The organism is Pseudarthrobacter defluvii, from assembly GCF_030816725.1.
Taxonomy (GTDB): Bacteria; Actinomycetota; Actinomycetes; order Actinomycetales; family Micrococcaceae; genus Arthrobacter; species Arthrobacter defluvii_A.
Genome location: NZ_JAUSYG010000001.1, coordinates 2,537,960 through 2,551,302 on the forward strand (window position 1 = coordinate 2,537,960; position 13,343 = coordinate 2,551,302).

At 66.2% G+C, this 13,343-nt stretch carries 10 protein-coding genes; 4 read left to right on the forward strand and 6 right to left on the reverse strand.

The genetic code is table 11. From position 1 onward, the window contains the following. Positions 1-12: 12 nt before the first annotated feature. A complete protein-coding gene (locus QF031_RS11970; RefSeq protein WP_307428156.1) occupies positions 13-1,617 on the reverse strand; it encodes a cytochrome ubiquinol oxidase subunit I in 1,605 nt (534 codons plus the stop codon). A gap of 260 nt (positions 1,618-1,877) precedes the next feature. Here QF031_RS11970 and QF031_RS11975 point away from each other — a divergent pair, with 260 nt between their 5' ends. Beyond that, on the forward strand, positions 1,878-2,261 hold the full coding sequence (locus QF031_RS11975) for a BlaI/MecI/CopY family transcriptional regulator (protein WP_307428159.1): 384 nt from the start codon (positions 1,878-1,880) through the stop codon (positions 2,259-2,261). Between the two features lie 6 nt (positions 2,262-2,267). After that, positions 2,268-3,260: a M56 family metallopeptidase gene (locus QF031_RS11980; RefSeq protein WP_307428162.1), complete on the forward strand. Its 993-nt coding sequence runs from the start codon at positions 2,268-2,270 to the stop codon at positions 3,258-3,260. Positions 3,261-3,270: 10 nt separating this feature from the next. On the opposite strand, the gene QF031_RS11985 is transcribed toward QF031_RS11980, so the two are convergent. Further along, positions 3,271-5,379, reverse strand: a complete 2,109-nt coding sequence (locus QF031_RS11985) for a DNA gyrase/topoisomerase IV subunit B (protein WP_307428164.1) — start codon at positions 5,377-5,379, stop codon at positions 3,271-3,273. Between the two features lie 256 nt (positions 5,380-5,635). On the opposite strand from QF031_RS11985, the gene QF031_RS11990 reads away from it, so the two are divergent. After that, a complete protein-coding gene (locus tag QF031_RS11990) occupies positions 5,636-5,857 on the forward strand; it encodes a DUF7455 domain-containing protein (RefSeq protein WP_013600696.1) in 222 nt (73 codons plus the stop codon). Positions 5,858-6,025: 168 nt separating this feature from the next. Here QF031_RS11990 and QF031_RS11995 read toward each other — a convergent pair whose 3' ends face one another. The 4 genes from QF031_RS11995 to QF031_RS12010 all read right to left on the reverse strand — a co-directional run bounded on the left by QF031_RS11995 (position 6,026) and on the right by QF031_RS12010 (position 11,431). Continuing rightward, positions 6,026-7,330, reverse strand: coding sequence for an RNA polymerase sigma factor (locus QF031_RS11995; protein ID WP_307428167.1), 1,305 nt, complete (start codon positions 7,328-7,330; stop codon positions 6,026-6,028). A 328-nt stretch (positions 7,331-7,658) separates the two neighbouring features. Continuing rightward, positions 7,659-8,972, reverse strand: a complete 1,314-nt coding sequence (locus QF031_RS12000) for a DUF4192 family protein (RefSeq protein ID WP_307428170.1) — start codon at positions 8,970-8,972, stop codon at positions 7,659-7,661. Between the two features lie 122 nt (positions 8,973-9,094). Next, positions 9,095-10,441 carry an MFS transporter gene (locus QF031_RS12005; RefSeq protein ID WP_307428173.1) on the reverse strand — a complete coding sequence of 449 codons (1,347 nt, stop codon included), beginning with the start codon at positions 10,439-10,441 and terminating at the stop codon, positions 9,095-9,097. Between the two features lie 51 nt (positions 10,442-10,492). Continuing rightward, positions 10,493-11,431, reverse strand: coding sequence for a proteasome assembly chaperone family protein (locus QF031_RS12010; RefSeq protein ID WP_307428175.1), 939 nt, complete (start codon positions 11,429-11,431; stop codon positions 10,493-10,495). A 256-nt stretch (positions 11,432-11,687) separates the two neighbouring features. On the opposite strand from QF031_RS12010, the gene QF031_RS12015 reads away from it, so the two are divergent. Next, positions 11,688-13,211: a leucyl aminopeptidase gene (locus QF031_RS12015; RefSeq protein ID WP_307428178.1), complete on the forward strand. Its 1,524-nt coding sequence runs from the start codon at positions 11,688-11,690 to the stop codon at positions 13,209-13,211. Positions 13,212-13,343 lie beyond the last annotated feature (132 nt).

Consider the following 13,343-nt stretch of genomic DNA (forward strand, 5'->3'; position numbering starts at 1 on the left):
GTGTTTCCTCTGCTAGTAGGCGAAGGCCAGGACGTCGTCGGCAGTTTTGGATTCCCCGTTGCCGCCGGGGCCGGGGGTTTGGTCCTCGTTCTCGTCAGCCGGTGCTGAGCCAAGTTCCGGCATTGCGGACACGACGCCGCCGCGGATGTACTTGACCAGCAGTTTCACTTCCACCACCAGCAGGACCGCGTACACGGCGGTCAGGGCAACCAGCGACGTGATCAGCTCCCCCGCGGAGACGCCCGGGGATACCGCGGCGGCGGTGAACATGAACACCTGGTCGATGCCGCTGGGATCGGGGTTGGGCGCCACGACGAAGGGCTGGCGGCCCATCTCGGTGAAGATCCAGCCTGCGGCGTTGGCGCCGAAGGGGGCCAGGATGCCGAAGACTGCCAGGCGCATGAGCCAGCGGGATTCCGGCACTGTCCCCTTGCGGGTGAGCCAGAGCGCCACCAGTGCCGCCAGGGCGGCGAGGCCGCCGAAGCCGATCATCATCCGGAATCCCCAGTAGGTGACCTCCATGACGGGCACGTACTGGATCTCCTGGCCGGCGCGCTCACCGTAGATGGGGTTGTCCGGCAGGTGGGTTCCGTAGTTGGCCTTGTATTCGGGCAGCAGGCTGTTGACGCCCTTGACCTCGGTGGTGAAGTCGCCCTTGGCCAGGAAGGACAGGATGCCCGGGACTTCGATCACGGCCACCACGTCGTCGCAGTTCTTGGATCCCACGTTTCCGACGCTCAGGACGGAGAAGCCGGTGCCGTCGTGGCAGGCGGCCTCGGCGGCGGCCATCTTCATGGGCTGCTGCTGGAACATCAGCTTGCCCTGCAGGTCGCCGGTGACCGCGGTGCCGGCGAACGAAATCATGGCGACGACGGCGCCGATGCGCAGGGACCGGATCCACACGTTGTGGTCGGCAAGGTCGCGCCCCGGGATGCGGGCGTCTTCCCCGGGGATGACCCGGCCGTCGGCACCCACCGTATCCACGCCATCGTGCCTCCTCCGCCAAAGGTGGTACCAGGCGATTCCCAGGAGGAAGCCGCCTGCCACGGCGAGGGCGCCGAACAGGGTGTGCGGGACGGCCACGAGCGCTGTGTTGTTGGTGAAGACGGCCCAGGCGTCGGTCATCACCGGCCGGCCGTTGATCATTTCCACCCCCACCGGGTGCTGCATCCAGCTGTTGGCGACGATGATGAAGTAAGCGGAAAGCGCCGAGCCGATGACCGCCACCCACAGGCAGGCAAGGTGGATGGCGGGCTTGAGCTGCTTCCAGCCGAAGATCCACAGGCCCAGGAACGTCGACTCGACAAAGAAGGCCAGGAGGGCCTCAAGGGCCAGGGGCGCCCCGAAGACATCCCCCACGAAGCGGCTGTACTCGCTCCAGGCCATCCCGAACTGGAACTCCTGCACAATGCCGGTGGCCACGCCCATAATGAAGTTGATGAGGAACAACTTTCCCCAGAACTTGGTCATGCGCAGGTACTCGGGCTTGCCGGTGCGGTACCAGGCGGTCTGGATGACGGCCACCACGAGGCCGAGGCCGATGGTCAGCGGCACCATCATGAAGTGGTAGACGGTGGTGATACCAAATTGCCAGCGTGCAATTTCCAAGGCGTCCATGGCGGTCCCTACTGTTAGCCAATGCAGTCTTCTACGCTTTGTAGAACTCCAACTTCTACAAAGTGTAGAACATCCTCGATGGCGGACGAAAACCACTCCCCCTCCCTAGGATGGCGCGTCGGGGCGCGGCGCGCCAGATGTTCTACCCGATGTAGAAGGTTTGCTGGTTTCGGGGTAAATTTAGTTGTGTAGTTGAACAACCGCGTGACGTCACCGCGCCCCTCCGGGCGCACGGTGCGGGGAAATAAAGGAAAAATGACATGGCTAGTCTTGGTGAACTGGAACGGGCAGTGATGGATCTGCTCTGGGGGGGCCAGGAAGCGGCTACGGCCAATACCCTGAGGGACCAGTTGGCGCGCACGTCGGCGGCACAGGGCGGTACCGGGCACGAGGGCAAGGAACTGGCCGTTACCACGGTGCTCACGGTCCTCTCCCGCCTGGAGAAGAAAGGGCTGGTGGAACGCGAACGCGGAACCCGCCCGCACCGCTACCAGGCTGTGTCGAGCCGTGCGGACCACACCGCGGAACTGATGCATGAGGTCCTCGGCTCAGCGCCGGACCGCGAGGCCGTCCTGGCCCGCTTCATTGGGTCTGTGTCCGAAGGTGAAGCCGAAACGCTGCGCAAACTGCTGGGCCACCTCTAGCAGACCATGTTCTGGGCCTCATACCTGCTGGCGGTCCTTGCGATCATCCTGGCCTGGCCGGTGCCGATCCTCCTGTCACGGGCACATTGGCCCGCCAGGTCGCCGTTCACGGCAATGCTCCTGTGGCAGGCCATCGCGCTGGCAGGTGGACTGTCCATGATCGGTGCCATGCTGGTCTACGGCCTGGAGCCTGTTGGTGACAACCTCATCGCGGGGCTGCGCGCCCTCGCCGGAATGGTGCTTTTCAACGCCCCCACCACGGCACTTGGCTTCTGGCACATCTTCGCGCTGTCCGCTGCCGCCCTGCTCACGGCCCACCTGGTCTTTACGCTGCTGCTGACGTACTACAAAATCCAGCGCCAGCGCCGCCGCCACCGCGAACTGCTCGCGCTGCTCGCGTCACCTTCCAGCCAGGACGCCGGCACCCTGGTCATCAGCCATGACTCACCGGTGGCCTACTGCCTTCCGGGCGGCGCCCGTTCCGTGACAGTCCTGTCGGACGGCCTGATGGCAGCCCTTGAACCGGCAGAACTCCGGGCCGTCCTGATCCACGAGAACGCCCATTTGAACCAGCGGCACCACCTTTTGCTCTGGGCCTTCGCCGCCTGGCGGCAGGCCCTGCCGTGGCTGCCCACCACACGGCTGGCCCAGGAATCCGTGAACTCGCTGATCGAGATGCTGGCCGACGATGTGGCCCTGCGGACCGAGAGCAAAACCACCCTCATTAAGGCCATCGCCATCGTGGCAAGTGGCTCAGCGGGGGGTGCCGGCGCCGGTGATGTCCGGCCTTCCTCTCCCACCCTGGCCCTGTCCGGGCTTGAAGCGGCATCAGGCGGATCCGGCTCGGACGCCGTCCGTACCGCAGCTTCGCGGGTCAGCCGCCTCCTGACGCCCCAGCCGCCGCTTCCTGTCGCCGTCCGCAGCGCGGTCATGGCCGGCAGTGCCCTGCTGCTCGCCCTGCCGACCGCATTGCTGGTGGTTCCCGGACTGCTCGGCTGACCCACCGCGGTCAGGCGTCGATGCGCTCCCGGTCCAGGCTGGACGCTCCGGCGATGATGAAGTCCTTGCGGGGTGACACATCCGAGCCCATCAGCAGGTCGAAGATCTCCTCCGCCTGCTGCGCGTTTTCGATCCCGACTTTGCGCAGCGTGCGGTGCCGCGGGTCCATGGTGGTCTCCGCCAGCTGCTCGGCGTCCATCTCCCCCAGGCCCTTGTACCGCTGGATCGGTTCCTTGTACCGCTTGCCCTCCTTGGCCAGGCGGGCCAGGAGCACGTGGAGTTCCGCCTCGGAGTAGGTGTAGATCATCTCGTTGGCCTTCTGGCCGGCGTTGATGACCTCCACGCGGTGCAGCGGCGGCACCGCTGCGAATACCCTTCCCTCCAGGATCATGGGGCGCATGTACCGGAAGAACAGGGTCAGCAGCAGGGTCCGGATGTGGGCGCCGTCCACGTCGGCGTCCGTCATGAGGATCACCTTGCCGTACCGGGCGGCGCTGATGTCGAAGCTGCGGCCGGAGCCTGCGCCCACCACCTGGATGAGGGCCGCGCACTCGGCGTTGGACAGCATGTCCCCCACCGACGCTTTCTGGACGTTCAGGATCTTGCCGCGGATGGGCAGCAGCGCCTGGAAGTCGGAGGAACGCGCCAGCTTGGCAGTGCCCAGCGCGGAGTCGCCTTCCACAATGAACAGTTCGGAACGCTCGACGTCGTCCGTCCGGCAGTCAGCAAGCTTAGTGGGCATCGAGGAAGTTTCCAGCGCGTTCTTGCGCCGCTGCGTCTCCTTGTGGACGCGGGCCGAGATGCGCGACTTCATCTCGCTGACGATCTTTTCCAGCAACAGCGCGGACTGGGCCTTGTCATTGCGGTTGCTGGCGGACAGCTTGGCGGAGATTTCCTTCTCCACCACCCGGGCTACGATGGCCCGGACGGCGCTGGTGCCGAGGATCTCCTTGGTCTGGCCCTCAAACTGCGGTTCCGCCAGCCGCACGGTCAGCACCGCCGTCAGGCCAGCAAAGATGTCGTCCTTTTCGATCTTGTCGTTGCCGGCCTTGAGCTTGCGAGCGTTCGCCTCCACCGCTTTGCGGAAGGTCTTAACCAGGGCCTGCTCGAAGCCCGACTGGTGCGTCCCGCCCTTGGGGGTGGAGATGATGTTTACGAAGCTGCGCACGGTGCTGTCGTAGCCGATGCCCCAGCGCAGCGCCACGTCCACCTCGCAGTCCCGCTCCACCTCGGCCAACTGGCTGTGTCCGCGGTCGTCAAGGACCGGGACGGTCTCCTTGAATTTTCCCGAGCCGTGCAGGCGCCAGACGTCGGTGACGGCAGGATCAGCGGCGAGGAACTCGACGAACTCCGAGATGCCGCCGTCGTGGTGGAAGACCTCCTCATGCGGCCCCGCTTCGCCGGGGGTCCCTGCCAGCCTGCGCTCGTCCCGCACCGTGAGCTTGAGTCCGGGCACCAGGAAGGAGGTCTGGCGGGCACGTGCCACCAGGTCCTCGTAGGAGAACTTGGCATCCGGGGTGAAGATCTGCCGGTCGGCCCAGTAGCGGATCCGGGTTCCGGTGACGCCGCGTTTGGCCTTGCCAACGACGTCCAGCACGGAGTCGTTGACGAACGGGGTGAACGGCGCTGCCGGGTCCAGGCGGGACCCGGTGTCCGTGAAGCGTCCGGGTTCACCCCGCCGGAAGGACATTTTGTAGGTCTTGCCGCCGCGGTCCACCTCCACGTCCAGGCGGGAGGACAGGGCGTTCACCACGGAGGCGCCCACGCCGTGCAGGCCGCCCGAGGCGGTGTAGGAGCCGCCGCCGAACTTACCGCCGGCGTGCAGCTTGGTGAAGACCACCTCGACACCGGTGAGTCCCGTCTTGGGCTCCTTGTCGATGGGGATGCCGCGGCCGTCGTCGTGGATCTCCACCGAGTTGTCGGCGTGGAGGATGATGCGGATGTCGTGGCCGAACCCGGCCAGGGCCTCATCCACGGAATTGTCGATGATTTCCCAGAGGCAGTGCATGAGGCCGCGCGAGTCGGTTGAGCCGATGTACATGCCCGGGCGCTTGCGGACGGCTTCGAGGCCTTCCAGGACGGAGAGGTGCCGGGCGGTGTACTCAGAGCTTGGTGCCACTGGTGGTGAACTCCTTCAGGGACGTCGTTGCGGCGCTGGAACCGCACCTTCCAGAGTAGTCGGCGGCGGCGGTGAGAGCCGTCTGCCACACCCGCCGGCGGCTGTGCGGCGCGCCACGGACCTCCGTGTCCGGCGGAACTTGGCCATTCTTGACGGAAGCTTGCGGATACGCGCACAGCGAACTTGCCCCATCCTTGCGATGGTTTGGATACGAATGCTGGTTATATAGATGTACTGATCTACTAAGGAGGCCGACATGACAACAGCAGTGGCAGACCGCACGCTCAACGCACTCGACCGGTGCGACCGTTGCGGAGCCCAGGCATATGTGCGGGTTGTACTCGAGTCCTCCGGCGGTGAGCTGCTGTTCTGCGGCCACCACGCCCGTGCAGTCGAGGCGACGCTCAAGCCGTTGAGCTCCGACTGGCACGATGAGACGGGAAAGCTTCACGAGAAAGCTGCCGTGGAAATCGACTAGATGAGGCATCGGTAACAACGAACCCTGCGGGGCCTTTCCACCACGGAAGGGCCCCGCAGGCGTTTAACGGCGCAGCGCCTCACTGGGAAAAACGGCACCTAAAAAGCATGGGCCGTTCCGGAGCCACCCAAGGGTGGGTCCGGAACGGCCCCTGCTTTTCGTGCGGGCCTAGTCCAGGTAGTCCCGCAGGACCTGGGACCTGGAGGGGTGGCGGAGCTTGGACATGGTCTTCGATTCGATCTGGCGGATGCGTTCGCGGGTGACGCCGTAGACCTTGCCGATTTCGTCTAAAGTCTTCGGCTGGCCGTCGGTCAGGCCGAAGCGCATGGCGACGACGCCGGCCTCGCGTTCGGAAAGGGTGTCCAGCACGGAGTGCAGCTGCTCCTGCAGGAGCGTAAAGCTGACTGCGTCAGCCGGGACAACGGCCTCGGAGTCCTCGATCAGGTCGCCGAACTCGGAATCGCCGTCCTCGCCCAGAGGGGTGTGCAGCGAAATGGGCTCGCGGCCGTACTTCTGGACTTCGACCACCTTTTCGGGGGTCATGTCCAGTTCCAGGGCCAGTTCTTCAGGCGTGGGTTCGCGGCCCAGGTCCTGCAGCATCTGGCGCTGGACACGTGCCAGCTTGTTGATGACCTCAACCATGTGCACCGGGATGCGGATGGTACGGGCCTGGTCGGCCATGGCGCGGGTGATGGCCTGCCGGATCCACCAGGTGGCGTAGGTGGAGAACTTGAAGCCCTTGGTGTAATCGAACTTCTCCACGGCGCGGATCAGGCCCAGGTTGCCTTCCTGGATCAGGTCCAGGAACAGCATGCCGCGGCCGGTGTAGCGCTTGGCCAGTGAGACCACAAGGCGGAGGTTTGCCTCCAGCAGGTGGTTCTTGGCGCGCTTGCCGTCGTGGATGATGAATTCGAGTTCACGCTTGTACTTCGGATCCATGGACCCGTCGTCGGCGGCGATCTTTTCCTCGGCGAAGAGCCCGGCCTCGATCCGCAGCGCAAGATCGACTTCCTGCTCGGCGTTGAGCAGGGCCACCTTACCGATCTGCTTCAGGTAGTCCTTGACGGGGTCAGCCGTAGCGCCGGCAGACATGACCTGCTGCACGGGGGCGTCGTCATCGTCTGCGTCAGAGTAGACGAAGCCTTTGCCGCTGCCGGCGGCACCCTTGACGGGATCAGCTTCGGCATCTTCCTCAACGACTTCGAGTGCGGTCTCGTCGATGTCTTCCTCGACTTCTTCGACCTCGTCCGCGTCAACGTCACCGGCGGTCTTTCCAGCCGCTGCTGCGGCCTTGGCGCCGGGCTTGGGCCCACGTTTCTTGGGCTCGCGCTTGCCGTCCGCCGCAGCTTCGCCGGCCGAAGCCTTGTTGGCTGCCCGCGTGGCTGCCCGCTTGGCATTGGTCGCGGCCTGCTTCTCCTCAGGGGACAAGACATCCTGGGCGGCGGAATCCTTCTTCGTGGAAGACGGGGTCACAGAAAACCTTTCTAGCGGTGGTCTGTGGAATCACCATACGGGCAACACCACTATGACCCTGTCAAGTCCGTGATGAAAACCAAGCGCCACCACGGACGGCAGAGTCACTTAAGACAACTCCCGAAGCGGCTGTATTGTTCCCTTGCGGGACCGTTACAAGCACTCGATACACGGACCCAACCGGGTCTCGGCATCCATTGTCTCATGATTTGCCCGGATCCGGCCTCCCCGCCGCAATCCGTTCCCGCCACTTGCCGAAGGTCTTGCCCACGCCGGCCGGCGTATCACGCTCCTTACCCTGGTGGGCAGCCCCTCACAGCTCCCACTTTCACCCGGCGGGGTCCTCCCCGAACTTCTGCCAGGCGGCCTCCCTGCGCGCCGCCCAGCCACAGAGCGTTCCCCTGCCCACGAGATCCAGCAGAAGTTCCGCGAGCCTGTATTCCGGCTCCAGCTCGAGGGCCTGCCCCAGGTAGGCGGCAGCGTAGGAACCGCGGCCCCGGCACCACGCCACCCAGCCGCGCATGGTCAGCGCCGCGGCAGCAGCCTGACCTCCCAGCACAGCCAGTTGCCCGAGGACCCGGTCCAGCGTTTCCAAGCCTGCCCAGTCGGGGACGTCGGGCGCAACGCCCATAAGGACCTCGCCGTAGCCGGCTGGAACGGAACCAGAGCGGGCCGCCCCATCCTTGGCCCGGCGCGGCGGCCGAAGGGCAGCTGCCCTTCCTCCTGCCGTTTCCGTCCCCGGTTTGCCCAACGGCGAGGCCCGGAGGGGGAATTCGGCTGGCGGCAGCAGCGGCAGCAACACCACGGACCCGTCGGCGCCGCCCCCGTCATCACCTTCCGCAAAGACGTTGAACTGTTCCGCGCCGGCTTCGGCAGCGTTCGTGCCCGCGGCGGCCATCACCATCACGGCGTCCCGCCACGTGGGGACCAGGAGCGTGGCACGAAGAAAGGCATCCCGCTCTATATCAGGCAACCCGGCATCCGCCGAGCCGCGGTCCAGCAGCATCTGCCAAAAGCCGAGCACGGCCTTGAACTGCGCACGGCTTCGGGACCGCCCTCCCAATTCCTCTTGCCAGCCGGCCTGTGCTTCAAGGACTGCGGCCAGGTGCATGGCAGGCACCGGCGCTTCCGGCGCGCTTCCGGCCCTTGGTGCCGGGCCGACGCTGCTCCCCCGGTAGACCATTTCCGTATTCAGCATGCTGTCCCGGATCTCCTGAACCGGACGCCCCGGAAGCGGGCAACATGAACCATCGCTGCACAGGGCGTCCCGCCAATAGTCATCGCCCACAAACCAGGCAGCACGGACCGGCATCCCGGCTTGGTCCAGGGAACACTGCACTGTGGAAATCAGGAGGTCGTAGGCGCTCGGCGGGACCATTCCGGCGTCAGAGGTGAAGACGGCCAGCAGTGCGCCGTCCGCATCCTGGTCCGACTCAAGGTAGCGCCGGACGGCGCCGGCAAACCCGAAAGGATCGCCCTGCCCGTCAGGTGACGGAAGGTCAAGCCGCAGCGTGGCGCCCAGCCTGGTGCCGTGCAGCGTCATGGCCACCAGGCTGGAAACCGGCCAGTACCCCAGGCTGTGTGGAATGAAGCCAAGAATGTCTTCCGGCCCGCGGATTGTTAATCGTTCTGGAGCTGTCATGGCTCCAGCTTTCGCCGCCGGAACTGCCGCGGGCAGGGGCAAGCTCAGCTATGTGGGCAAACGGCCCGGTGGAGGAACAGTGACAAAAAAGGAACGGTGGCAAAGGAAGGAACGAAAACGCCTCAGTCGTCCGTCCGCGCCGGCTGGCGGCGGCGGGCCAGGCTTTCCCTCCGCTGCCGGGCCAGGGCGCTGCGCAGCGGCGGCACCACGATTCCCTGGGCGGCCATCTGCCGGCGAACCTTCCGCCGCGAGGCCACGATGGCCGCGGCGCCGACCGCCAGGAGCAGGAACTGGACGCTCAGGGCCAGCCGGAAAGGATCCAGGCCATACAGCACCCCCTGCGAGAACCCCGTGGCGTAGAGGAGGTCGAGCACCAGCCCGATGAGGAAGATGGACACCAGGGCAGCGATGAAGCCGCCAACGTTGACGATCCCGGTGGCGGTGCCGATCCGGTGCGCGGGGTTGAAGGTCCGGGCGAAGTCGAAGCCGATCATCGAGCCGGGGCCGCCGATGGCGAGTACCACCACCAGGCCGGCCAACAGCCACAGCGGAGCCCGTCCGGGCAGCAGCAGCACCGCCGCCCAGGCTGCGGCGGTGGCGGCGGCGATCAGCAGCACCATGGTGGAGCGGCGCAGGGGGTGGCGCGACACGAAACGCCCGATGAAGGGGCCCACCGCCATGGCCGCGGCGACATACAGCGCCATCAGGGCGGCGACGGTGCCGGCATCCAGGCCCTGCCCCGAAATCAGGAACGGATAACCCCAGGTCATGGCAAACACGGTGCCGCTGAACTGGATGGTGAAATGGCTCCACATCCCCAGCCGGGTGCCGGGCTGCCGCCACGCACGGGCCAGCGAGGCACCGGTTGCCCTGAGGCCCTGCCGGGCGGCCGGCCGCTCGGTGCCGGGGGGAGCATCCTGCAGCAGCACGATGACAAGTACGACGGCGAGTGCGGACATCCCTGCCAGCATCAGGAAGGCAGGGGTCCAGCCGGACTGGTGCAGCACCAGCGCGAAGGGCAGGACACTGAACAGCTGCCCCAGCTGGCCGGACATGCCGGTCAGCTGGGTGACGAGCGGGACGCGCGCGGGGGCGAACCACAGCGGAATAAGCCGGATCACCGAGATGAAGGTCATCGCATCGCCGGCGCCCACCAGGACGCGGCCCAGGACTCCCCCGGGAATACTCTCGGCAAACGCCAGCTGCAGCTGTCCCAGCCCCATGAGGACAGCGCCCCCGGCGATCATGACGCGCGAACCGAGCCTGTCCACCAGCACGCCCACGGGAATCTGGAGTCCGGCGTAGACCAGCAGCTGCAGGACGGTGAAGAAGGAAATGGCCGACGCCGTGGCGTGGAAGCGCTCCGTGGCTTCCAGGCCCACCACGCCGAACGAGGTCCGCTGTGCCACGGCCACCAGGTACCCGAAGATTCCAATGGTCCAGATAAGCCAGGCGCGGGGTGCAGTCACCACTTCATTATGCCCGGCTCCCGGGCGCGAACCTGAAGCTGTGACGCCGGGCTACTGCCCCGGGTTTTCCCTGGCCAGGTAGGCCTCCACGGCGGCACCCAAGTCGTCCGCGTCGGGAAGCTCATCGTTTTCGTTGGCCAACAGCGACCGGCGAACGATGCCGTCCGACTTCTCGTCGTACCGGGTCTCAAGCCGGGACACCACCTGCTGGACTTCCTCCGACCCCTCGATCTGCTCGGCGATCTGGCGGCTAACTTCGCGGCCTGATTCACGGAGCCGGTCGGTGGGCAGCATCAGGGAGGTCGCGGCGCCAAGGTATTCCAGCCCGGCGACGGCGGCGGTGGGGTACTCGGCCTCGGCAAGGTAGTGCGGTACATGGATCACGTAGCCGGCAACGTTGCGTCCGGCTTCCACGAGGCGCAGCTCCAGGAGGTGCCCAACGGCGGCGGGAACTTCAACGGTGGGCTTCCACACCGAGATGCCCTCGATCAGCTCCGGCCGGTTCCCGTGCACCGTCACGCCCACGGGGCGGGTGTGCGGCACGGGCATAGGGATGGAGTGGATCCACGTAACGAGGTTGACGTCCAGCTTCTCCACGATGTTCACCACGGCGCGGGCGAACCGTTCCCACTGCAGGTCGGGTTCGAAGCCGGCCAGGAGGAGGAACGGCTTTCCCAGTCCGTCCACCAGCCGGTAGAGAGCCAGCCGGGGCTCCTGGTAGTCCTGGATGTGGTCTTCAACGAAGCTCAGGTGCGGCCGCCGGGACCTGTAGTCGATCAGCTGGTCGGCATCGAAGACCGCGACGGGCTGGGCATCGAGGGAGTCCAGCAGCTCTGCGTTGATCTGCTTTACCACGTGGCCGGCGTCGGCAAACCCGGTGAAACCCATGACCATGTTCAGTCCCTGGAGCTCGGGGCTGTGGAACAGCTCGATGTTGCTGGCATAGAGCGCGTCGGGGTCCAGCAGGGAGCCGGAAATCCGTTCAAGCACGGCATGTTCCTTTCAGGGTGCGGGTTGACATCATTCATAACGCAGCGGGGGCGCGGCACATTCCGCCGGACGGTGTGGCGCACCTCTCAGGAAATTCTCCCGGCGCGCCGGCGAAGGGCTACGATCGGAACTGGCCTGCCAGGCGGGCCTGCACGTACCCGGGGACCATCCAGAACGGCGGGATCCGGGGCCACCATGGCAGAGCGCCCAACATGCATCCCTGCCCGAACGTTTCGAGAATTGAGGACTCATCCCTGTGGTCAAGAATACTGAAGTCAACCTTAGTACCGTCTCGCGGGACCTTAAGAGGAACCCCAGTGATGCAGTGGTCATCGGGGTGGGGCAGGGAACCGACGGGCCGGTCCTGTTGGACAACCCCCTGACGGCGAAGTCAGCGGAGGCCCTCGCGGACTCTCTCAAGGCACTCGGCGTCACGGGCGCCGCGGACCAGCTGGTGCGGCTGCCGGGCCTGTCCGAAACGGGTGCCGGCATCCTGGTCCTGGCCGGCGTGGGCAAGGTTCCGGCCACCGGGCCGCTTCCGGCCGAATCGCTCCGCCGGGCAGCGGGATCGGCCCTCCGGCAGCTGGCCGGCGTGGCTACAGTCACCCTGGCGTTCCCGACGGCGACGGTGCAGGACGTCACGGCCGTCGCCGAGGGTGCCGCGCTGGGCGCCTACTCATTCACCGAGTTCCGTTCCTCGACGGACGGGCTCAAGGACCCCGTCCGCAACGCCGTGATCTTCACCGAACTGGCCGGCACTCCGGAGCTGGAGGCGGCGCTGAAGCGTGCCGGCCTGGTGGCCAAGGCCGTGAACGCCACCCGGTCCCTGGTCAACACCCCGCCCAGCCACCTCTACCCGGAGTCATTCGCGGAGGCCGCAAAGGACCTCGCGAAGGGCCTGCCGGTCAAGGTCACCGTTTGGGACGAAAAGCGCCTCGAAAGGGAAGGCTTCGGCGGCATCATGGGCGTGGGCAAGGGGTCCACCCGGCAGCCGCGTCTGGTCAAGGTGGAATACTCCCCTGCCAAGGCCACCGCCAAGATCGCGCTCGTGGGCAAGGGCATCACGTTCGACACCGGCGGAATCTCGCTCAAGCCGGCCCTGAACATGGGCGACATGAAGAGCGACATGGCGGGCGCCGCCGTCGTCCTTAACACTGTCCTGGCCCTCGCCGGCCTGGGCCTGCCGGTCAAGGCGACCGCCTGGCTTTGCATCGCGGAAAACATGCCCGGCGGCGGCGCCTCACGTCCTGCCGACGTCCTGACCATGTTCGGCGGCAAGACAGTGGAGGTCCTCAATACCGACGCCGAAGGCCGCCTGGTCATGGCGGACGGCATCGTCGCCGCGAGCCGCGAATACCCGGACGCCATCATCGACGTCGCCACCCTCACCGGAGCCCAGCTCATCGCACTGGGCAACCGCACGGCCGGGGTCATGGGCTCTGACAGCGTCACGGGCGCGCTCAAAGCGGCGGCGGACCGTGCCGGCGAGCTGGTCTGGCCCATGCCCCTGCCGGAGGAACTGCGTCCCACCCTGGACTCCCAGGTGGCGGACCTTGCCAACATCGGCGAACGCCACGGCGGAATGATGACCGCAGCCGTGTTCCTGCGCGAATTCGTGGGTACGGACAAGACGGGCGAACAGATCCCCTGGGCGCACATTGACATCGCAGGACCGTCCTTTAACAACGGCAGCCCCTACGGCTACACCCACAAGCAAGGCACGGGCTGCACCGTCCGGACCCTGGTTGCCTACGTGGAAGACATCCTGGCAGCTGCTTAGCCGGCTGCTGAAGCCAGTCCAACGCGGCTCTGCGGCGCAGGCGATCCCTGCGCCACAGAGCCGCGTGAGACTGGACACAAGCGCTCCACAAAGGCAGTGCCAAGGTGGAGCATGGATAGGTGGTTCGCTAAG

What these genes read in the sequence shown, in the direction of transcription:
- QF031_RS11975 (WP_307428159.1), top strand. Translation starts at nt 1,878, where the DNA reads ATGGCTAGTCTTGGTGAACTGGAACGGGCAGTGATGGATCTGCTCTGG.
- QF031_RS11970 (WP_307428156.1), bottom strand. Translation starts at nt 1,617, where the DNA reads ATGGACGCCTTGGAAATTGCACGCTGGCAATTTGGTATCACCACCGTC.
- QF031_RS11990 (WP_013600696.1), top strand. Translation starts at nt 5,636, where the DNA reads ATGACAACAGCAGTGGCAGACCGCACGCTCAACGCACTCGACCGGTGC.
- QF031_RS11980 (WP_307428162.1), top strand. Translation starts at nt 2,268, where the DNA reads ATGTTCTGGGCCTCATACCTGCTGGCGGTCCTTGCGATCATCCTGGCC.
- QF031_RS12000 (WP_307428170.1), bottom strand. Translation starts at nt 8,972, where the DNA reads ATGACAGCTCCAGAACGATTAACAATCCGCGGGCCGGAAGACATTCTT.